Genomic DNA, 21,478 nt, shown 5'->3' with positions numbered 1-21,478 from the left:
GTTACCCTCGGTCGCTTTGCTCTTGCAAAGTAGGGAGGGTTTGCTGCAAATTACCATTGTGTAATTGACCGTTTTCTAGACGCAAACGAGTCTGCATAAACTCAGCGCAGTCTGGGCTGTGGGTCACTAAGAGCACCGCAGTGTTGCCTTGTGTGGTGATTTCACTCAGTAGCTTCATCACCTCCAATCCTGATTTTTGGTCGAGATTACCTGTCGGTTCATCGGCAAGTAGAAGTTTAGGCTTATGAGCCAAAGCGCGAGCGATGGCGACTCTTTGCTGCTGGCCGCCAGAAAGGGCAGAAACGTGTCTATCAAGAAGCTGACTGATGCCCAATGTCTCGATGAGATAATCGCACCACTCGTTCCATTTTTGTTGGTTTAGATGCAGAGGAAAGGCAATGTTTTGTTTTACGTTGAGCGGTGTTAATAGGTTGAATTGTTGGAATATAACGCCGAGCTTTTGATGGCGGAACTGGCTCCATTGTGAGTCTTTCCAAGCTGCTGTGTTATCGCCATCTAACCACAATTCACCACCGGAAAGCGGCTCAAAGCCAGCAATGACATTGAGTAGGGTGCTTTTTCCGCTACCACTTGCGCCTGTCAACGCCACACTTGCACCTGCCGCTAAAGTGAAGTCGACGCCTTCCAATACGTGATGGGTATCTTTGCCATCGACGAAACTTTTGTGGGCGTGTTTTAGTGACACTAACGGCAAATCCATGCGCGGCTCCTTGCTGCTTTTTAGGCCTTGAGTTCTAAGTTGTACTCGTATTCCGTTTCCGAGATCTTTTTAAATCCAAGACGTTGGTATAACTGATAAGCAGGATTGGTTTTTATCACACTTAAACCAACTCGTGAATGGCTAGCTTGAGCTTTTTCGATCAGGTTTTTTACTAGTCTGCTGCCAATACTTGCGTTTTGGTAACCCGGGTGAATCTGAATTTGGATGAGATACCAGAGGTTTTGATCGGCTTGGTATTCAGCCTTAAACAAACCAATAGGCACTTGATCTAATGTAATGATTTGAGCACAGTCGAACTTGTACTGAATGCGATTCAAATAGTCGTCGAGGCTAATTGGCATGCCGACTTGTTCAAGGTAGTCACGCATTGTGGCGTTGCGTAGGTCGACCAAAAAATCTATGTCTGATTCGAGTGCAGGTCTTAGGGAAATGTTCATCGTTCGTCCGTGAGATGTGAAGGCTTCATATGCAATGAAGCATGACACTTATTCAAGGTCGAGACAAATCGTTCTATTAAGCTTCAGATTAAAAACAAAAAAACCACCTGATGCGGTGGTTTAGCTTACATTCTTATGCGATTAAACGTAGTACGCTTCAACTTCGCCTTTTAGTTGGATAAGCATTGGGTTACCAAAGCGGTCTTTCGCTTTTGGAGATGCAATCTTTACCCAACCTTCGCTAACGCAGTACTCTTCAACGTCTGTGCGCTCTTGACCTTTAAAACGAATACCGATTTGGTGATCGAAGCACTCTTTTACAAAGAAAGGGCTACGTGGGTTACCTGATAGGCGATCTGGTAGAGCTGGTTTAGCTGTATCTGTCATGTTTTTCGACCTTGAAGTCCGTAAAAAAAGTGCGCCATTGTAAGTCAGCGCATGGTAGGTATTCAAGCACTCTTGGCGCTTTCACGTTGATAGCATGTGTGAAAGGTTGCATTATAAGAACTTACGGCTGCCCTGTAATATAGTGAATGGGCAAGCATGGCTTTTGTTGGTTGTTACTAGGTATGAAATTGAAGACGAGTCTTAGACGCAAAGAGATTTTGCAGTTTATTCAGAACGAAGAAAGAGGTGAAGTCAGCTATTTTGCCAAGCACTATAATGTTTCTGAAGTTACTATTCGCAACGACCTGAGTTATTTAGAACAACAAGGCTGTGTTAAGCGCTGTTATGGAGGCGCATTACTTAACCGCCAGTTCGCATTTGAGCGTTCGCTTAACGACAAGAAACGGCTTAACAGCAACGTCAAAGCAAAGTTAGGAGCTTACGCAGCATCACTAATCGATGATGGCGATAGGATAATTCTCGACTCTGGTTCAACGACAGAGCAAATTGCCTATAACTTTAGTGAAAAGAAAGATTTAGTGGTAATGACCAACGGTATCAACATTGCGTATCACCTCGCTAATCAAAGCAATGTCACTGTAATGGTTGCTGGAGGGACTATGCGTGAAAACTCGTACTCCGTTCATGGCGTCGGCGGAGAAGATTTTCTGACGGGCTTTCGTTTCAATAAACTGTTCTTAGGTGTAGATGGTTTCGACAAACTGGCAGGAGTGACAACGCCGCATCAAGGAGAAGCGGATATCAACCGTAAAATGGTCGAAGCGGCGCAAATGGTGATTGCGGTAACAGATTCCTCTAAATTTGATCGTCAGAGTTTTTGTCTTATTGCTCGCCCTGAACAACTGAGTATGTTGATTACCGACGATGGTATTCCGCAAGATTACGTCGACGAGCTAACCGCACTTGGCGTTGATGTAAGAATTGTTGACTAATCTATCCCATTTATCGCCATACTAGCCTCAATGACTCCTCGCTAACTTCCCAAAGAACCAGCCAATTTCGGCTGGTTTTTTCCATTCGATCGCCACATCAAAAATACCTTAATGACAAATTTGTGATCTGGCGCAGAGCTCAGTTCGAAACCAATTCAAATCTAAGTATTTTACTTTTTCTTTCACTTTTCTGCTGACCAAAGTCAGTTTTTTCATACCTTTCGATATTCAAGTCGTTATCAATAGCGAAAGGGTTGTCTTTCGGTTTGTGTCAACCGAAAGGTTTTTTGGGTGAGAAACGAAAGAAAATTGGCTGTGATCTAGCTTTCATTTTTGCTCCTGTCGTCCTGCTTTAATACCAATCAAAAGGAAATCGAAACATTTTTGCCTCAAGTGAAAATGCAGCGAAAGGGGATTGGTAAATGACCAGTACAGAACGAAGACAGCAAATCATGGCCCATATTCGTAGCCATGGTTTAGGTACGGTGGATGAGTTTGTTCATCACTACCAGGTGTCTGCAGTCACCATAAGGCATGACCTAAATCTGCTTGAAAAAGAGGGCTGTGTGTTCCGTTGCTATGGCGGGGCAACTCTCAACCCTAATTTTGCTTTCGATCAGCCACTTTATCGCAAAGACCAACTTAACCGCGGCGCTAAGCAGTCAATTGCGCAAGCGGCAGCAAACCTTATCCAAGATGGCGAAGCGGTGATTCTAGACTCTGGAAGCACTATCGGTCTGATGCCGCAATATCTAGCCAACAAGCAACACTTGGTTGTGATGACTAACGCGCTGAATACCGCTTACCAGCTGAGCAAAATGGATAACGTTGATTTGCATGTGGTTGGAGGCAGTTTACGACGCGCTTCTTGCTCGTTGACGGGTAACCACGGTGAGCAACAAATTCGCTCCTACCTTTTTGACAAGCTGTTCTTAGGGGTGGATGGGTTTGACCTTCAAGCGGGGATTACGACTCCAGACAACCAAGAAGCCCAAATTAACCGCGCCATGTGTGAAGTGGCGAGACAGGTCATTGCCGTGACTGATTCGAGCAAGTTTGGCCGTAAGAGCTTTTGCATGATTCGCGCCGCTAACCAGATCGATGTCTTGGTCACCGATTGCAATATTCCATTTGCCACACACCAAACCCTTATGGAGTTGGGTGTGGACGTCATCATTGCCGACGAAACCGTTAATTAGGAAACAAAATGAAAGCGTTACTTTCTTTGATTGAACAACACAAGCAAGGCGAGACTAGAGGTATCTACTCTGTCTGCTCTGCGCATCCTCTAGTGCTCGAAGCGGCTATTAAACAGGCGGCTGAAGATAAACAATTGGTGTTGATTGAAGCGACTTCCAACCAAGTTAACCAGTTTGGTGGGTACACGGGAATGACTCCGCAAGATTTTGCCGACCATGTGTTTGCTTTAGCCAAAGGGCTGAACTTCCCCGCGGGAAATGTGGTGCTAGGTGGCGATCACCTAGGTCCTAACTGTTGGCAAAACCTATCTGCTAGCCAAGCAATGGAATATTCAGCGCAAATGATTCATGACTACGTATGTGCAGGGTTTAAAAAGATTCATCTTGACTGCTCTATGCCATGTGCCGATGACACCAAGCCGTTGAGTGAAACCTTGATGGCGCAGCGTGCAGCGCAGCTCTGCTTAGTTGCTGAGGAAGCGTGGAAAAGTGTTGGTGGTGAAGCGCCTGTTTACGTTGTCGGGACTGAAGTCCCAACCCCAGGTGGTGCGCTTGAATCTTTAGAAGAAGAGGGGATTGAAGTCACAAAGCCAGAAGAAGCGCTAGCAACATTAGATGCTCACCATCAAGCATTTAGCGATATAGGACTTGGCTATGTCTGGCCACGTGTGATTGGTTTAGTTGTGCAACCTGGTGTGGAGTTTGACCATCACAGCGTGCATCACTACAGCAGTGAAGCGGCGCAAGCTTTAAGTCAAATGATTGATGGCCAGCCCAATCTTGTGTTTGAAGCACACTCAACGGACTACCAAAATCCGCCTGCCTACCATCAATTAGTGCATGACCACTTTGCTATCTTAAAAGTTGGCCCAGCACTGACTTTCGCACTTCGCGAAGCCTTATACGGTCTAGAGCGAGCAGAAATTGAATGGCTAGGTACCCATCACTCTTCTCACCTGCGTGACACCATAGAGCAGGTGATGCACGAACAACCAAATTACTGGCGTTCTCATTACTCAAGCAAAGGTCATCAACAGTACCTGGATTGTAGCTATAGCTTGAGCGATCGCATTCGTTACTACTGGACACACCCAGAAGTGAAAGCGGCACAGCAAGCTTTGTTTGACAACTTAACCGCTAATCCGCTGCCAGTCACCATCCTTAGCCAATATCTACCGAATCAGGCTAAGGCAATTTCTCAACATCAAATTCAGAATCAGCCCGCTGAGATTGTTATGCACAAGATTATGGAAGTGACGCAAGTTTACGCCCAAGCCTGTTATGCAAACGCAGTGGCTACCAAGGAGACAATCAAATGAGTTCAGTTTTAGGTTATGAGCTACCGTGGTTAGAGCAGCACAATGGCGTTCACACTGCTCAAGAAATCTGTCATCAGCCACGTTTATGGCGTGCGCTGTCAGAGATTTTAGACCAGCAATACGAGGCGGTCTCAGCGTTTTTGAACCCACTCCTAGAGCGCTCAGATTTGCGTATTATCTTGACCGGTGCGGGTACGTCAGCGTTTGTTGGTGATGCCGCCGCGCCATTTCTGCAGCAAGCTCAGCGCTTTCAAATGGAGTCGATTCCAACCACAGATTTGGTCTCTAACCCAGAACAATACTTAGATCCAACTCGCCCAACGCTATTGGTCTCTTATGCACGTTCTGGCAACAGTCCAGAAAGCGTTGCAGCGGTTGCGCTAGTTGATCAGTTAGTAACCGATTGCCATCACTTGTTTTTGACCTGTAACGAAGAAGGTGAGCTTTCTCGTTATGCGCAAACAGCGAGCAATGCCTACTGCATGCTGATGCCTGAAGGCTCTAATGATAAGAGCTTTGCCATGACCTCTAGCTTTAGTTGCATGTTGATGTCGACGCTAACTCTACTCGGCGGCCAAACTCCTGCGCAGTGGAATGAGCAAATTACAGCGACCGCTGCGTTGTGTGACAGCAAATTAGAGCAGTGGCCGTCAGCGATCAAGCAACTCGCTCAGCAACCTTATGAGCGGCTAATTGTCCTTGGCAGTGGTGGTTTTTCCGGTCTTGCTCGCGAAGCATCGCTTAAATCCCTTGAATTGAGCGCAGGTAAAGTGATGACGGCATTCGATTCTTCGCTAGGGTTCCGTCATGGACCTAAGTTCAGTATTAACGACAAGGCGCTGGTGATTCAGCTGTTGTCGAGCGAAGGGTACACCCGTCAATACGATATGGATCTCTTCAATGAGATCCGCCGTGATAAGCAGGCCTTAGCTCATGTAGCACTAAGTGAAATTGCCCTAAATGAAGAAGATGTGTTCGAGCTTGGTCACCTTGGCCTTAGTGAACAATGGCTCTGCTTCCCTTACATCCTGTTCTGCCAAATGTTGGCATTTGAAAAATCACTCCAATTAGGCTTTGGCCCTGATAACCCATGTCCGACGGGTGAAGTTAACCGCGTGGTGCAAGGTGTCACCATCTACCCATTTAATAAGTAAAGAATTCTATAAGGAAATTAGATCATGCCAAATATCGTTTTAAGCCGTATTGATGAGCGCCTAGTACACGGTCAAGTAGGTGTGCAATGGGTAGGATTTGCCGACGCCAACATTATCGTCGTGGTCAATGATGAAGTCGCCGAAGACAGTATCCAACAAAACCTGATGGAAATGGTGTTGGCTGATGGAATCGCCATCCGTTTTTGGTCGGTGCAAAAGACCATCGATACGATTCACAAAGCCGCAGATCGTCAACGCATTCTATTGGTTTGCCGCACCCCAAAAGACTTCCGTCAATTGGTCGCTGGTGGTGTACCAATTAGCAATATTAACGTAGGTAATATGCACTACGTGGAAGGAAAGAAACAAATCGCCAAAACGGTTTCAGTTGACGCTGAAGATGTGGCGGAGTTTGAACAACTAAAAGCGTTAGGGGTGACATGCACCATTCAAGGTGTCCCCACTGAAAGCGCGACAGACATCTTTACTCTTATCTAACAATAAGGACATCAATCATGGAAATAGGACTCTTACAGGCGTTGATGCTCGGCATCTTAGCCTTCTTTGCTGGCCTAGATTTATTTAACGGTCTTACTCACTTCCACCGACCAGTAGTACTTGGTCCATTGGTCGGCCTAATCTTAGGCGACTTGCAAACAGGCATCTTAGTCGGTGGTACGCTGGAACTGATTTGGATGGGTCTTGCCCCTCTTGCGGGCGCTCAGCCACCAAACGTTATCATTGGTACTATTGTCGGTACGGCTTTCGCCATCACCACTCAAGTTGAGCCAAATGTCGCGGTTGGTGTCGCAGTACCCTTTGCCGTTGCGGTACAGATGGGTATCACTTTACTTTTCTCAGCAATGTCGGCGGTTATGTCTAAGTGTGATGAGTATGCACAAGACGCAGATACCAATGGTATTGAGCGCGTGAACTATATGGCGCTTGCTGTACTGGGCTCTTTCTACTTCTTTTGCGCCTTCTTACCTGTTTACCTTGGCGCTGAACACGCTGGAAAAATCGTCGAAGTACTCCCTAAAGATCTGATTGATGGCCTAGGTGTGGCTGGCGGCATCATGCCTGCAATCGGTTTTGCAGTACTGATGAAGATCATGATGAAAAATGCCTACATCCCTTACTTCATCCTTGGCTTTGTGGCAGCAGCGTGGATTGAACTACCAATCTTAGCGATTGCAGCAGCGGCAACGGCTATGGCGATCATCGACTTTATGCGTAAAACAGAACCAACCCCTGTAACGGCTCCAGCTGAGGACTTTGAAGATGGAATCTAATGTAAGCAACGAACTCGACCTTCGCAGCCGCAATGCTGATGTACAACCGGCTCCTGGTGTGGCTCAAGATGAATACGAGAATAAAGAAATTGGTGCTGAGCTGACTAAGGCAGACATCAACCGCATGGCATGGCGCTCGCTCTTGCTCCAAGCCTCTTTCAACTACGAACGTATGCAAGCTTCAGGTTGGCTCTACGGCCTACTACCTGCGCTGAAGAAGATTCACACCAACAAAGCGGACCTATCAAAGGCGATGCAAGGTCACATGGGCTTCTTCAATACTCACCCATTCTTGGTCACTTTCGTGATGGGAATTGTGCTGGCGATGGAACGTTCAAAGCAGAACATCAACAGTATCCAAAGTACCAAGATTGCCGTTGGTGCCCCAATGGGCGGGATCGGTGATGCGATGTTCTGGTTAACCCTATTACCTATCTGTGGTGGCATCGGGGCTGATTTAGCGCTGCAAGGCTCCATCATGGGGGCGGTGTTCTTCTTCGTACTGTTCAACGTGGTGCACTTCGGTCTACGTTTCGGTCTTGCGCATTACGCCTACCGTATGGGTGTGGCCGCAATTCCGGTGATTAAAGCCAACACCAAAAAGGTTGGTCACGCCGCTTCTATGGTCGGTATGACAGTTATCGGTGCCTTAGTTGCCACTTACGTTCGCCTATCAACAACAGCTGAAATCACAGCAGGCGATGCGGTCGTGAAACTACAGGGCGATGTGATTGATAAGTTGATGCCAGCTTTCTTACCACTGGTTTACACCCTCGTGATGTACGCATTAGTGAAACGCGGTTGGAGCCCACTGAAACTTATCGGTATCACAGTGACACTTGGTGTTGTGGGTCGCTTCATGGGCTTCCTATAGCTCTTGCTTTGGACAGCATAACAATGGGGCTGCTTGTTCAGCCCCAATAAGGAAACAGAAATGATTGCAGTAATTTTATCTGGTCACGGTGGTTTCGCTTCAGGTCTAGCTAAAGCGGTATTTCAAGTGATTGGCGAGCAGCCTCAGTTTAAGTTTATCGACTTCCCAGAAGAGGCGACCACACCACAGCTTGAAGCTGCGATGCGTGAAGCGGTGGTAGAAATTGACTCTGGCGAAGGGATTGTCTTTTTGACTGACCTACTAGGCGGCACACCATTTCGCACCGCCTCACTGATCAGCCAAGAGCGGGATGATGTTCAAGTCGTGACGGGCACCAACATGCAGATGGCGGCAGAAATGTTGCTTGAACGCGATGAGCTCAATCTGATTGAGTTTCGTGACCAAGCGCTTGCGTGCGCTCACCGCGGTATTACATCACTAGCGGCTGAAATGGCGCTAAAAGCAAAACAAGAACAAGTGGTAGAAGAAGATGGTATCTGAGCACAGCATGACGCGATGTTGCTATCGAGCGCAGCGCATATTGCATGGCGAAACTTGGCTTGATGATGCGGTTATTGAAGTTGATGACCAAGGCATTATCAGCGCGATTGAAGCGTTCAATGCGGAGTTACATGCCAGCTCGATTGATTTAGGCGCGGTGAATCTACTACCAGGCTTGATAGATAGTCACGTTCATGGTGCTAAAGGATGTGACGTAATGGATGCAAGCCACGACAGCTTGAATACTATGTCGCGCTACTTTGCCAGCCTAGGGGTCACTGCGTTTGTTGCTACAACAGTTACGGCACCCGTGGCAAAAATTCGCGCTGCCCTACAACAAGTGGCGATCAGTAAACGCCAAGGCGTAGAGGGAGCTGAAATTCTCGGTGCATATCTTGAAGGGCCTTACTTCACTGAGAAAAACCGCGGCGCCCATCCAACTAACTGGTTTCGCAGTCTATCGCTAGAAGAGATCGATAGCTGGATTTCATACAGCGACAACCAATTGATTACGGTCGCGTTGGCACCAGAAAAAGCAGGCGCTCTCGACGCGATTCGTTATTTAGATAAACAAGGCATCAAAGTGATGCTCGGTCATACCGATGCGAGTTATGACCAAGTCCAACAGGCTATGGATGCAGGCGCAAGTGGCATCGTGCATTGCTACAACGGCATGAGAGGGCTTCACCACCGTGATCCAGGTGTGGTTGGGGCTGGGTTAGTCAATTCGAACTGTTATGTGGAAATGATAGCCGATGGTCACCATGTCCACCCGGCGGCCATTGATGTCGCTCACCGTTGCTGTGGCAGTCGAATGACCTTAATTACAGATGCAATGAGCGCCACAGGTATGCCCGATGGTGACTATACGCTTGGTGAATACACAGTACATATGAAACAGGGCGTGGTCACCACAGATAATGGTGGTTTAGCCGGGAGCACATTAACGTTACCGCGCGCAGTTCAAAACATTCAAAAGTGGCTCAAAGTACCACTTGAGCAAGCATGGTTGATGGCGTCGCTCTCGCCCGCTCAGTCTCTCGGTTTGCAACAACAATTAGGCAGCTTAGAAGTGGGTAAACACGCTTCTATGGTCGCTATTCAATCAGATTTCTCAATTGTAAAAACTTGGGTTAACGGACGTCTTGTCTTTGAGGCTGAGTCAGTACCAAGTCAGGAGGCTTTATGTATCTAATCTCTTCTCGTGAAATGCTAAAACGTGCACAGCAAGGTGGCTATGCGGTTCCTGCATTCAATATTCATAACCTAGAAACTGTACAAGTCATCGTTGAAACAGCGTCAGAGATGGGATCTCCGGTTATTCTTGCTGGCACACCGGGCACTTACGATTATGCTGGCACAGACTACTTAATCAGTATCTGTAAAGAAGCGGCGCACAAGCACTCAATCCCACTCGTGTTGCACCTAGATCATCATGAAGATCTGCAAGATATTCGTAATAAAGTCGATCACGGTATTCGCTCAGTAATGATCGATGGTTCTCACTATGCGTTTGATCAAAACATTGAGATTGTTCGTTCTGTCGTGCAGTACTGTAACCGTTTCGACGCCAGCGTTGAGGCTGAGTTGGGACGTTTAGGTGGTCAAGAAGATGACTTGATCGTAGACAGTGCCGATGCGCTGATGACAGATCCTGCCTCAGCCGCAGAGTTTGTTCGTCGCACAGGTATTGATTCGCTTGCGGTGGCGATTGGTACGGCGCACGGTCTATACAAAGCAGAGCCTAAGCTCGACTTTGACCGCCTAGAGAAAATTCGCTCGGTAGTGGATATTCCTCTTGTGCTGCATGGCGCATCAGGTGTACCTGATGAGATGGTACGCCGCTGCATTGAGCTTGGGGTATGTAAAGTTAATGTGGCGACAGAGCTCAAAATAGCGTTTTCAAATGCAGTTAAGCAGCACTTCTCAGAACATCCGGATGCGAATGATCCACGCAAGTACATTACTCCAGGAAAAGCCGCAATGAAGAAGGTGGTCATGGATAAGATTCATATGTGTGGCAGTGAAGGCAAGTTATAACGAGTTTAAATCTTCCTCGTCTTAACGCTCTTGTAAGGCGCGGCAGTAACACCCTTCCCCCGATAGGTGTTATTTACTGGGAGCCCTTAGTCAGGCTCCCATCTCTTTTACGAGCTTTAAGAGAGTAAAAAATAGCTCAGTACCGCTAAGCTATCTGTCGGTTGTTCATGTCTACAGCCCTTTCAAATACTGAGCATTAGCTGTGGGCTGAATCATGCTGTTTATAGCTTGAGTATTCTCTTCGTTATGCTGATCCAGTAGCGCTAAAAAGGCATCAATCAACTCTGGTTTGCTTACGGATACTTTGGTTTCCGTTTGAATATCACGCAGGTCGATCAACACATCAGTGAACAGTTGCGGTAAGTCTTGCAGTACTTGCAGATTCAATACGTTGTGTTCACTGTAGATTGAGTTGTGGCTGCCCTTTTGTTTTTGCACTACGTACGGGTTGTCTTTGAGATTAATGATAGATGTACGTTTGTCACAACGCTTCAAACAACCTTTATTGACTTTGATCTTGCGGCAGCCTTCGGTCTGTTGGAACAAGCATTGGCGGCTAGTCAGCAGTGTATTTGGGTGGTAGATGCTGTAGTAGCTGCGCATGGTTTGCGGACGCTTAATATGGCGCATCTGCTTCATATTCAACTCATTGGATATAAATGCGCCGCTTGCGGCAAACTCTTGTTGTAAACATTTGAATGAGTAAGAGTTAACCGTATTCATCTGTGGGCCCGCGATCCAACCCAATTCAAGCCCTTGAGCTAAAATACCTACTCCGGAATTGTTAGTGATCGAGAGCGCGGGTTTCACTGTCTCTAACAGTGTGCGTGCAGCTTGGTAATCGTCACCAATCAAAATCGCGGGAAACCAAGGTTTTAACTGCGGATTTGCTTGGAACAACTCGATCATTGCATTCAGTTCAGCCGCCAGTCCCATCGGCAGCTGAAAATAGACGTCGACATCAGTGTATTCGCATAGTGCGACGTCTAGTGGCGATGAGATCAATACCGATAACTTTGGCGCTCCTTGACGAATTTCTGGCTGAGGCAGAGGCGGTAAAGCGGGTACGTCAATCGCACCTTTTAGGCTGCTAGCAGAAGCTTGCGTTGCAGTGACGTCAAAGTCTTGGGTCTTTTCAGCTACTTTTTCGATGATTGCTGTTTTGTCGTCGTAGAGCTTTTTCTTCACTACTTTTACATCGTCGGCGGATTCACATTTGTAGATTTTCGAAAAGTGTTTCACCGCATGGTCGCGGGGGTTGTCGATGTACATTGCTTTACCGAAGTCACCTTGCAAGAATGCATTGGAGAAATCACGGTTGAAGACGGTGTACAGTTCCGTGGTGTCGTTCGACAGTTCTGCGCCATCGCACAAGCGGTCAATCTGTTTACGCCAGTTGTCGACCACGGTGTAAACGTAGTGAGATTTCTTGATGCGACCTTCCACTTTCAACGAATACACGCCGGCATCCGCAAGCGCTGCCAAATCGCCAAAGGCCGAGTTGTCTTTCATATTGAGTGGGTAGCTATTACCGGTTTTGGTGGTTTGGTACTCTTCACGACAAGGTTGACTGCATCGCCCACGGTTACCTGACGCGCCATTACGCGCGGAGCTGATGTAGCAAATCCCAGAGAATCCGATGCAGTAAGAGCCGTGGACAAACACTTCCATCATTACATTATGCTCACGACCAAACTCAGCTAAATGCTTAATCTCACTGATGTTCAACTCGCGCGATAGATTGACGCGACTTGCTGTCAATCGATTGAGAAACAAAATCTGCCCTTCGTTATGGGTATTGAGCTGAGTTGATGCGTGTACATCTAAATCAGGAAAATAGTTGTTGAGAATGTAGGCCAAACCAAGGTCTTGCACGATCACGCCATCAATCGCCGTGGTGTTCAATTGACTAAGCAAGCGCACAATGGCTGGAATTTCGCTTTCTAGAATCAACACGTTGAGAGTCAGGAAGATCTTACAGTTGTGCTGATGCGCAAGCTGCAATACGCCATTCAAGTTATCTAAGGTGAGGTTAGTGGCTCGGTTGCGCGCATTGAAACGGTCTAAACCACAATAGATAGCATCCGCCCCAGCGGCAATGGCTGCCTTAATCGAATCTAAATCCCCGCCCGGTGCTAATAACTCAAATTGATCGCGTGTCACTACTTATCTCTTACTCAATAAAATAGGAGCGGTATTTTACGGGGATAAAAAGTGTGATCTAGCGCTGATTAAGGCTTTGTTAATCTGCATCAATTAATTTGTCTTCTAAGACGAGATTTCAATTAATGGTTGCAATCACTGCGAATTGCTTTAGTGTTATACCTATGTATAACACTAAAGCGCAATTGATAAGGCAAGCTTCATGACAGATTGGAACGAAACGCAGCCTATCTTTCGTCAACTAGCGGATCGAATTACAGAGCAAATCCTGCAAGGTATTTGGAACGAAGGAGAGGCATTACCTTCGGTTCGAGCCGTCGCAGGAGATTTGAAAATCAATCACATCACTGTGATGAAAGGTTATCAGCTACTGGTGGATGAAGGTCTCGTAGAAAAAAAACGCGGTCAGGGAATGTTCGTGGCACAAGGCGCACTGAGTCAGTTAAAAGCGTCGCAAAAACAGGATTTTATTCAGCAGCAGATCCCGTCAATCGCGGTGAAATTGCAGCAGCTAGACATTCCACTTCAAGAATTTATTGAGCAGTTAACACTGCACGTTGAGGGCAAACAATGAGCGTATTAATTGAAGCTCGGCAGGTAACCAAGCACTACTCAGGTCGAGCCAAAGAGCAAGGCGAAGCGATTAAAAACATTAGCTTTGAACTCAAAGCGGGACAAGTCCTCGGTTTGCTTGGTCACAATGGTGCAGGTAAGTCGACCTTGATTAAAAGCCTGCTAGGTGCTCACGACTATCAGGGTGATATTCAAGTATTGGGGCTTGAGCCTATCTCTCAGCGCGCCAAAGTGATGGAGCATCTGTCTTATATTTCAGATGTGAACGTGCTGCCTGACTGGATGACGGTAAGACAAATTCTTCGTTACACAGCCGGTGTGCACCCAAGTTTCGATGTGAACAAAGCGCGCGCTGTACTCGAAAAAACCGACATCAAGCTTAATAGTAAAATCAAATCGCTTTCAAAAGGCATGAAGGTACAGCTACACCTGGCGATTGTGATTTCGACCGATACCAAAGTATTGATTCTCGATGAGCCGACCCTCGGTTTGGATCTTGTTTACAGAGATACCTTTTATCGACATCTTCTTGAATGGTTTCATGATGGAGAGCGTGCCCTGATTATTGCTAGCCATGAGGTGTCTGAGATTGAACACCTGCTAACTGATGTGTTGATCCTTAAGCATGGTCAAGCAGTGTTGCAATCGTCGATGGAGAACATTGCCGAAGATTATGTAATCGTAGAAACCACCGATGAACAACGCGCACAAATGGAAGCATTGAAGCCGCTTTCTAGTGAGCGCGCTCTTGGTAGTACGCGTTGGCTGATTCGCAGTGAACAAGCGCAACAACTCGACGACGTAGAAAAAATTTACAATGTAAAACTGGCAGATCTGTTCTTGGCTCTACAGAAGGAGGCAGCGTAATGAATCCTTATTTTTATATGCTAGAGAAAGAGTGGTTAGAACATAAAGTAATCACGCGCATTCCTTTAGTGCTGCTCGTGTGTGGTGTGCTGCTGCTACTCTCGATCTTGATGAATTCGACCATTCAAAGCAATGTCACATACGAGCTAACGTATGATGTGAATGGCTTCGAATCTGGTTATGAATTAGGTAAGCAGTTAAGTGGCTTGGCGTTTGGCTTCACTGGCTTTTTGTCGATGTTATTGACCAGCCTTTATTTCCCGAAGACATTACGTAAAGAGCGCCAAGAGGGCAGTGTGATGTTTTGGCGTAGCATGCCTGTCTCTGACATGACGACACATTTAGTGAAGCTTGGTTTTGGTTTGCTGGTGACACCTATCATTTGTTCAATGTTGGTTGTGTCTGCTGACTTCCTAATGTGGGTGATTAATCTTGTCATGTCGGAGAAATTCCCACTGTTCTTCACTGGTGAGTCAATCTTTTACGTCTTTACCCATTGGTTTGAGTTTATTGGTCGCATGTGGTTAGTGGGCTTGGCGCTACTGCCGCTCGCAACTTTGGCCATGGCCATTTCTCAGAAGGTTAATTCGCCTCTGTTAGTCATGGTGATTGGTTTTTACGTGATTAAACTGCTTTCGACAAATCTGCTAGGGACGTACGCCGTGAGCCATTTCTTACAGGCTGTAACGACCTTGCCATTTGATCTGCTTATTGAGGGTAATCCACTTGTTGCCTTTGCTAATGTTGGCACTGTTAATTTAGCTGTCTACTTTGCATTGGGCGTGTTGGGCTTGCTGGCAAGCTTAAGACTAAGTCGCTCTGTTGACTAGAACGCTTTGACGGTTTGAAAATAACAAAGGCGCTAACGGTTGGTTAGCGCCTTTTTTGTTTGCGGTGGATGGCTATTAGTCTCCGAGCGGCTGACGGTCTAAGCCACCTCGATATGAGTCTAATGCCAACTTAAGCCGTCTTAGTTTGTCTCTTGAACGTCGCTTATGGTTGACGGCAAGCGCCATCGAAAGGACATCAACCAAGGCTAACATTGCGTAACGAGACGCAGAAGGTTTGTAGATAAAATCGGTCTCTTGGTGCTCAATCGGCAGTGTGAGATCGGCAATGTCAGAGAGAGGCGTTGAGCTCGGTGTGATGGCGATGATCTTTACCCCGTATTGCTTTGCCAGCTCTGCAGTTTCGATGATGGTCGGCGTGTATCCCGTTGCGGATAGCATCACCAATACGTCGTTACTGTCTGCGGTAGAAGCAATCATACGTGCAAGCAAACCGTCGTTATAAGCAACCACAGGGTAGCCTAAACGGAATAGTCGATGCTGCATCTCTTGCGAGGCAATGGTTGAGCCTCCACCCATACCAATAGAGATGACTTGTCTTGCATTGTGTAGCCAACCCACAGCGGTATCGATATCGGCTTCGTTGATCAAATTGCGGTTGATATCTAGCGACTGCTTGATTGATTCGTAGATGCCCTGATAACCACTTTGATCTGGCGGCTCAAGAATGAAACGTTGACCAACTGTTAGGGTTTGCGCCAGCTTGATTTTCATATCACGAACGTTTTTACAGCCAACGGCTTTAGCAAAGCGAGTGATCGTAGCCTCACTGACTTCAGCGCTTTCAGCAAGTTCAGTGATACTCGCATTCGCTGCAGTCTGAATATCGTCCATGATCAGTTTGGCGACTTTCTTCTCAGCGTCGCGCAGAGCGCTAAAACGCTCAGTGATTTGCGAAATAATATCGACGTCTAAACTCAAGATGTTTTCCTATTCTAGCAATGGAGACCTATGGTTTGGTCTCCATATCAATGCTTTGCAGTATACCTGATTCATTCAAGCGTAAAAGTGCAGCGGTTTAGAAACGTGTTTCTACCCAATGAGTCACATTGTATTCGTCATCACACACGGCAATAGCACGCCATTTATCGAAGGTCAGGCACGGATGTGAGGTGGAAAAAGCGATAACGTCGCCAACATCGAGTGGGCAGTCTGGGTCTATCTCCATAAATGCATGTTGATCCATGACAGCAGTGGTGACGGCATTAGAGACAGAGATAGCTTCGCCGTCGCGGTATGCACGCTCTGGGATGGGTAAACCGGCATCAAAGGCGACATCTCTTTTTCCTAGGCCAACCACAAGTTTACCCGGCTCTGGTTTTGAGATGACGTGTGCCCAGACTTCAAGAGAGGATTGTAGATCACCACCCAAATCGCACGCTGCCCCTTGGTTTTTCTCTGCTCTCGCCATGACTTTGTTTTGAGCCTCTAGATAGATCCCCGTGTCATGGATGGCGTAGCAACCTGGGCGAATGATGGCATCAAGATCGTCGAGGTTGGCAAAACACTCAGAAACCACGTCGTACCACGCTGAACCAGCACCAGTTACAATGGGTTTACCTGAGATGAGCTGATCGCGAGCCAGTTTACGACCAAGTGTTATGATCTGATTGAGAAAATCGCGAATCGCTTGCTCCGCATTGTCACCGTGAATGACCCCTTCGTACGCTTCAATACCAGTCAATGACAAGTGAGATTGCTCGGCAATGCATTGAGCAAGCTCGGCAACTTGCTGCTCAGTTCGACAGCCACAGCGTCCGCCTTCAACACCGAACTCAATCAAGACATTGAGTTTGACTTCACGGCTAGCAAAGAACTGCCCAAGCGCTTCAACGTTACGCTGTGAATCAACGCAAACAAATACATCGACATTATGCTGTTCAATCAGATTAGCCACGATAGCCATATTGGCTTTGCCGACCAATTGATTGGCGATAATGATGTTACTTGCCCCTGATAACGCCGCAACTTCAGCTTGAGCCGCAGTGGCGACAGTCATTCCCCATGCGCCTTGGCCAAGTTGCTGACGAAACAACGCGGGTGTCATGCTGGTTTTGCCATGCGGGCATAACTTGACGTTGTGGGTTGCGGCAAAGCGCTGCATCCAATCAAGGTTATTGCTGATTCTAGATTGTTGAATAACCGCAGCGGGTAGACTGATTTCTTCGTTGATCAAGCTGTAGGTTTGCTGACTATCACTCTGATATGGCTGAGACTTTTCGCCACACCCAGGGATGTTGATAGTATTGTTATGATAGTTTGTATCACACTTTTGCTCGAATTCTTTCATCGCAAGCTCACTTCTAACATGGTTTAAGTTATTGATTATTAATGTTTGTTGTCATCTAGGTTAATTCATATGTTAGAAACTATCAAACAAAATGGATTTTTATGTGTGTTTTGTCACTGATTTAAAAACGGGAATTATTATGATGGACACATGCAAACGAGAGACGAAGAGAGTGAACCATGTTGTTCGATACCATAATCAAAAGTGTAGAAGTCTTTGACGGTACCGGCGCTCCAGCATATACCGCTGATGTCGCAATTCGTCACAATCGTGTAGAGCAAATTGGTGAATTATCTGAAGCGACGGCTAACAAGGTGATTGATGGACAAGGCTTAGCACTCGCGCCGGGTTTTATTGATGTTCACACTCACGATGATACCAATGTGATTCGTTATCCCGAGTGTCTTCCAAAGATCAGTCAAGGTGTGACGACTGTGATTGTCGGTAACTGTGGCATTAGTGCTAGCCCGACCATCTTAGCCGGTGACCCACCTGATCCAATGAACCTACTCGGTAAGCAAGAAGATTTTAAATACCCAACGTTCGCTAGCTACGCGCAAGCTGTGCAGCAAGCAAATCCTGCAGTCAATGTAGCGGCATTAGTCGGTCACACCACTTTGCGTAATAACGTGATGGATGACTTGCAACGCACCGCAACGGATGAAGAAATCGCGCAAATGCGCAGCACGCTTGACCAAGCGATGGCAGAAGGTGCGCTTGGTTTGAGCTCTGGTCTTGCCTATGCGAGTGCGAAACAAGCGACAGCGGATGAGGTCATGCGCTTAGCTCAGGTGCTCGGTCAACACGGCGGCATTTATACCACTCATATGCGTACGGAATTTGAAGAGATTATCTTTGCAATGGAAGAAGCGTTTGAGACGGGTCAGTTCGCTAAAGTGCCTGTTGTTATCTCACATCTTAAGTGTGCTGGTGCTGGCAATTGGGGACGAACAAAAGAAGTGCTTAATGTGATGGATGAAGCGGCGAAACACCAAGATGTATCTTGTGACTGTTACCCGTACTCAGCAAGTTCATCAACACTCGACCTAAAACAAGTGACCGACGAGATCGATATCTTTATCACTTGGTCAGAAGCTGCCCCTGAACATGCAGGCAAAATGCTCAAAGACATTGCCGCAGAAATGAATCTGCCTTTAATGGAAGCGGCAAAAGCGATTCAACCTGCTGGCGCGGTTTACCACTGTATGGATGAAAACGACGTTAAACGCGTTTTGAAATACAAACTGACCATGGTGGGCTCCGACGGATTACCCAATGACCCGCATCCACATCCACGTTTGTGGGGCACTTTCCCGAAAGTACTTGGGCACTACTGCCGTGAAGAGAAGCTGTTTTCATTAGCAGAAGCCATTCACAAAATGACGGGCATGTCAGCCAAGCGATATAACTTAAAAGATCGCGGCGAAATAAAAGTCGGGGCTTACGCAGATTTAGTTTTATTTAACCCAAATACAATAAAAGATACTGCAACCTTTGAAAATCCTATTTCAATGGCAAAAGGTGTTGAATATGTATTTGTTAATGGTGAGTTGTCTTATTTGTCTGGCGATGTAACCAAAAATAGAAGTGGCGTATTTATTTATAGAAATGACGCCTAAAAATTAAAATTAATTTATTTATTATCAATTTAATAAAGTACTTATACTGGAGAATATTATGTCTATTAAGCGTTACGGTGTAGAAGGTGGAACAGGCACTGGTGGTCAACACCTTCCATTTGCACGAGCGACTGAAGCAGGCGGTTTCCTATACGTTTCTGGTCAAACACCAATGACCGACGGTGAAGTGGTAGAAGGTGGTATTGTTGACCAGTCTCGCCTAGCGATTCAAAACTGTGTCGATATCATGACTGAAGCAGGCTACACACTAGAAGATGTGGTTCATGTAAAGGTTGTTTTAACGGACTCTCGTTATTTCCAATCATTCAACAAGGTGTTCAAAGAGTTCTTTGGCGAGCACCCGCCAGCACGTATCTGTATGGTGTGTGATTTGGTTGTTGATGTGAAGGTAGAAGTTGATGTGACTTGTTACCGCGAAGATCGCCGATAGACTTCACAAATAATAATTAAGAGTGCCGGAATAATTTCGTTCTCTGTTAATATTGTTTCGGTGCTCTCATCCCTACAAATATAATTCTTAATTGCATAGCAACATAAATATTAATTAAATATAAGTAGATTTTATATTTAATTGTTGTCTTAAATAGACGAGATAATACAGCTGCAGGAATTATATTAATCTGAAAGATGGATTTTGACATTGAGAGGTGTCCAATGAATAGTACACTTTTTCTTACTGGCTTCGGCGCATATGTAGTATTTCTGATCTGGCTTGGATGGTTTGTTTCGCGCAACCAAAAGTCGGGGGAAGATTTTCTATTAGGTGGCCGTGGCTTACCTCTGTTTCTTGTATTAGGTACAACCGTCGCGACTATGGTCGGTACGGGCTCAAGTATGGGCGCGGTCGGCTTTGGTTATGCTAACGGCTGGGCTGGGGCGCTTTATGGCATCGGTGGTGCCATTGGTATCTTGCTTCTTGCGTTATGGTTTGCTCCGGTTCGTAAACTGAACTTTATGACCATGAGTGAAGAGCTTGCTTACTATGTGGGTGCAAATCGCATCGTTAAAAACGTAGTTGGCTTGCTCATCTTTATCGCTTCAATCGGTTGGCTAGGCGCGCATATTCTTGGCGGTGGTATGTACCTCGCTTGGATCGCTGATATCGACCTTAACCTAGCGAAAATCATCATTGCTGCGGCGTTCACTATCTATGTTGTGATTGGTGGTTACACTGCGGTTGTTTGGACGGATACGATTCAAGCTATCATTCTATTTGTTGGCTTCATTCTGATGGCGGTTCTATCGGTTCAACATATCGGTGGTATGGACAACCTATACGCAGCTATGGACCCAGCCGCAACGAGCTTCCTAGCGATTGAAAAACTAGGCATCATTCCGGCGGTATCTTTAGCGGTTGTGATTGGTGTTGGTGTACTTGCGACGCCTTCATTCCGCCAACGTATCTACTCAGGTAAGGATGTATCTACAATTCGCCGTTCGTTCATTGGCTCTGGCGTGCTGTATCTATTCTTCTCAATCATCCCTGCAATCATTGGTATGGCTGCACATGCGATTGACCCAACACTAGACAACCCTAACTTCTCGTTCCCATACATTGCTGCAACTGTATTGCCAGTAGGTATCGGTATGATTGTTCTGATTGCGGGTCTGTCAGCAACCATGTCGAGTGCAAGCTCTGATGCGATTGCGGGTGTGTCGATTCTACTGCGTGATGTTTACGTTATGTTCACAGGTCGTGTGCCAAACAAAGAATCTATGCTCAACTACTCTCGCCTAGCGCTTGTTGTGGTTATCGGCTTTGCTCTACTGTTTGCTCTGACTTCAAACGACATCATTGGCTACATCACTAAGATGATTTCTACTGTTATGTCAGGCATGTTCGTGTGCGGAATGCTAGGTCGCTTCTGGAAGCGTTACAACTGGCAAGGTGCTATCGCAACACTTGCTGGTGCTTCAGTGGCTTCATTCACTGTTATGCTCAACGCGGATTACACAGCCTTCTGGGGCAACCCAGTGATTCCATCTTGTTTGTTCGCACTGGCAGCGGGTGTCGTAGTGAGCCTATGTACTCCTGCTAACCAAGTCAGCCCTGAAATGGCAAGAGCAATCCTTGATGATGAGCGTGCTCTGATGGAAATGGAATTGTCTGACTCAGGCGTCTTAGAAGAAGACAAATCTTCACAACGTCCTGCCACTCAAACTAGCTAGTTTTCTCCACAACTTTGGCTCTGCCTAGCA

The 21,478-nt window shown here is 46.5% G+C and carries 22 protein-coding genes; 16 read left to right on the top strand and 6 right to left on the bottom strand.

The window, feature by feature from the left end; all coding sequences use genetic code 11:
• Position 1 precedes the first annotated feature (1 nt).
• The 3 genes from AC5O63_RS04315 to AC5O63_RS04305 form a co-directional block, all read right to left on the bottom strand.
• Positions 2-721 carry an ABC transporter ATP-binding protein gene (locus AC5O63_RS04315; protein WP_494504039.1) on the bottom strand — a complete coding sequence of 240 codons (720 nt, stop codon included), beginning with the start codon at positions 719-721 and terminating at the stop codon, positions 2-4.
• A gap of 20 nt (positions 722-741) precedes the next feature.
• Positions 742-1,179 carry a GNAT family N-acetyltransferase gene (locus tag AC5O63_RS04310; protein ID WP_494504038.1) on the bottom strand — a complete coding sequence of 146 codons (438 nt, stop codon included), beginning with the start codon at positions 1,177-1,179 and terminating at the stop codon, positions 742-744.
• A 141-nt stretch (positions 1,180-1,320) separates the two neighbouring features.
• Complete coding sequence (locus tag AC5O63_RS04305) at positions 1,321-1,566, bottom strand: DUF3297 family protein (protein ID WP_004746437.1); 246 nt, start codon at positions 1,564-1,566, stop codon at positions 1,321-1,323.
• A gap of 182 nt (positions 1,567-1,748) precedes the next feature.
• Between AC5O63_RS04305 and agaR (AC5O63_RS04300) the strand changes: the two genes are divergently transcribed.
• The 10 genes from agaR (AC5O63_RS04300) (at position 1,749) to AC5O63_RS04255 (ending at position 10,898) form a co-directional block, all read left to right on the top strand.
• Complete coding sequence (gene agaR, locus AC5O63_RS04300) at positions 1,749-2,519, top strand: transcriptional repressor AgaR (protein ID WP_486796124.1); 771 nt, start codon at positions 1,749-1,751, stop codon at positions 2,517-2,519.
• A gap of 422 nt (positions 2,520-2,941) precedes the next feature.
• Complete coding sequence (gene agaR, locus AC5O63_RS04295; RefSeq protein WP_494504037.1) at positions 2,942-3,718, top strand: transcriptional repressor AgaR; 777 nt, start codon at positions 2,942-2,944, stop codon at positions 3,716-3,718.
• A gap of 8 nt (positions 3,719-3,726) precedes the next feature.
• Positions 3,727-5,037 (top strand): D-tagatose-bisphosphate aldolase, class II, non-catalytic subunit, encoded by a 1,311-nt coding sequence (locus AC5O63_RS04290; RefSeq protein ID WP_494504036.1) that lies wholly within the window; start codon positions 3,727-3,729, stop codon positions 5,035-5,037.
• Positions 5,034-6,191, top strand: a complete 1,158-nt coding sequence (locus AC5O63_RS04285) for an SIS domain-containing protein (RefSeq protein WP_494504035.1) — start codon at positions 5,034-5,036, stop codon at positions 6,189-6,191. The genes AC5O63_RS04290 and AC5O63_RS04285 overlap by 4 nt, the downstream gene beginning before the upstream one ends.
• A gap of 24 nt (positions 6,192-6,215) precedes the next feature.
• Positions 6,216-6,689: a PTS N-acetylgalactosamine transporter subunit IIB gene (gene agaV, locus AC5O63_RS04280; RefSeq protein WP_069668814.1), complete on the top strand. Its 474-nt coding sequence runs from the start codon at positions 6,216-6,218 to the stop codon at positions 6,687-6,689.
• Between the two features lie 17 nt (positions 6,690-6,706).
• Complete coding sequence (agaW, locus tag AC5O63_RS04275; RefSeq protein ID WP_486796128.1) at positions 6,707-7,483, top strand: PTS N-acetylgalactosamine transporter subunit IIC; 777 nt, start codon at positions 6,707-6,709, stop codon at positions 7,481-7,483.
• Positions 7,473-8,357, top strand: coding sequence for a PTS N-acetylgalactosamine transporter subunit IID (gene agaE / locus AC5O63_RS04270; protein ID WP_486796129.1), 885 nt, complete (start codon positions 7,473-7,475; stop codon positions 8,355-8,357). Before agaW ends, agaE begins: the two co-directional genes overlap by 11 nt.
• A 60-nt stretch (positions 8,358-8,417) precedes the next feature.
• Complete coding sequence (gene agaF, locus AC5O63_RS04265) at positions 8,418-8,858, top strand: PTS galactosamine/N-acetylgalactosamine transporter subunit IIA (RefSeq protein ID WP_239823920.1); 441 nt, start codon at positions 8,418-8,420, stop codon at positions 8,856-8,858.
• The gene (gene nagA, locus AC5O63_RS04260) at positions 8,848-10,053 is read left to right on the top strand and encodes an N-acetylglucosamine-6-phosphate deacetylase (protein WP_494504034.1); all 1,206 of its coding nucleotides are present in this window, start codon (positions 8,848-8,850) and stop codon (positions 10,051-10,053) included. Before agaF ends, nagA begins: the two co-directional genes overlap by 11 nt.
• The gene (locus AC5O63_RS04255; RefSeq protein ID WP_494504033.1) at positions 10,044-10,898 is read left to right on the top strand and encodes a tagatose bisphosphate family class II aldolase; all 855 of its coding nucleotides are present in this window, start codon (positions 10,044-10,046) and stop codon (positions 10,896-10,898) included. The genes nagA and AC5O63_RS04255 overlap by 10 nt, the downstream gene beginning before the upstream one ends.
• A 171-nt stretch (positions 10,899-11,069) precedes the next feature.
• Here the strand turns inward: AC5O63_RS04255 and AC5O63_RS04250 are convergent, their stop codons facing one another.
• Positions 11,070-13,061, bottom strand: a complete 1,992-nt coding sequence (locus AC5O63_RS04250; protein WP_494504032.1) for a peptidase U32 family protein — start codon at positions 13,059-13,061, stop codon at positions 11,070-11,072.
• Between the two features lie 202 nt (positions 13,062-13,263).
• Between AC5O63_RS04250 and AC5O63_RS04245 the strand changes: the two genes are divergently transcribed.
• From AC5O63_RS04245 to AC5O63_RS04235, 3 genes are read left to right on the top strand one after another with little or no spacing between them, the layout of a single operon-like run.
• A complete protein-coding gene (locus AC5O63_RS04245; protein ID WP_004746441.1) occupies positions 13,264-13,635 on the top strand; it encodes a GntR family transcriptional regulator in 372 nt (123 codons plus the stop codon).
• Positions 13,632-14,501 carry an ABC transporter ATP-binding protein gene (locus AC5O63_RS04240; protein WP_494504031.1) on the top strand — a complete coding sequence of 290 codons (870 nt, stop codon included), beginning with the start codon at positions 13,632-13,634 and terminating at the stop codon, positions 14,499-14,501. Before AC5O63_RS04245 ends, AC5O63_RS04240 begins: the two co-directional genes overlap by 4 nt.
• Positions 14,501-15,331 carry a hypothetical protein gene (locus AC5O63_RS04235; RefSeq protein WP_494504030.1) on the top strand — a complete coding sequence of 277 codons (831 nt, stop codon included), beginning with the start codon at positions 14,501-14,503 and terminating at the stop codon, positions 15,329-15,331. The genes AC5O63_RS04240 and AC5O63_RS04235 overlap by 1 nt, the downstream gene beginning before the upstream one ends.
• Before the next feature lie 75 nt (positions 15,332-15,406).
• Here the strand turns inward: AC5O63_RS04235 and AC5O63_RS04230 are convergent, their stop codons facing one another.
• Both AC5O63_RS04230 and AC5O63_RS04225 read right to left on the bottom strand, forming a co-directional pair.
• A complete protein-coding gene (locus AC5O63_RS04230) occupies positions 15,407-16,270 on the bottom strand; it encodes a MurR/RpiR family transcriptional regulator (RefSeq protein ID WP_004746447.1) in 864 nt (287 codons plus the stop codon).
• 97 nt (positions 16,271-16,367) lie between these two features.
• Positions 16,368-17,639, bottom strand: coding sequence for an amino acid deaminase (locus AC5O63_RS04225; protein WP_494504029.1), 1,272 nt, complete (start codon positions 17,637-17,639; stop codon positions 16,368-16,370).
• Between the two features lie 179 nt (positions 17,640-17,818).
• On the opposite strand from AC5O63_RS04225, the gene AC5O63_RS04220 reads away from it, so the two are divergent.
• The 3 genes from AC5O63_RS04220 (at position 17,819) to AC5O63_RS04210 (ending at position 21,448) form a co-directional block, all read left to right on the top strand.
• The gene (locus AC5O63_RS04220; RefSeq protein ID WP_494504028.1) at positions 17,819-19,258 is read left to right on the top strand and encodes an N-acyl-D-amino-acid deacylase family protein; all 1,440 of its coding nucleotides are present in this window, start codon (positions 17,819-17,821) and stop codon (positions 19,256-19,258) included.
• 58 nt (positions 19,259-19,316) lie between these two features.
• Positions 19,317-19,709 carry a RidA family protein gene (locus tag AC5O63_RS04215; protein ID WP_038187972.1) on the top strand — a complete coding sequence of 131 codons (393 nt, stop codon included), beginning with the start codon at positions 19,317-19,319 and terminating at the stop codon, positions 19,707-19,709.
• A 224-nt stretch (positions 19,710-19,933) separates the two neighbouring features.
• Positions 19,934-21,448, top strand: a complete 1,515-nt coding sequence (locus tag AC5O63_RS04210) for a sodium:solute symporter family protein (RefSeq protein ID WP_004746455.1) — start codon at positions 19,934-19,936, stop codon at positions 21,446-21,448.
• The last annotated feature ends 30 nt before the right edge of the window (positions 21,449-21,478 follow it).

The organism is Vibrio sp. SCP2, assembly GCF_059295395.1.
The sequence above is the reverse complement of the archived record's forward strand: the minus strand, read 5'-3'. Positions and strand labels throughout refer to the sequence as shown.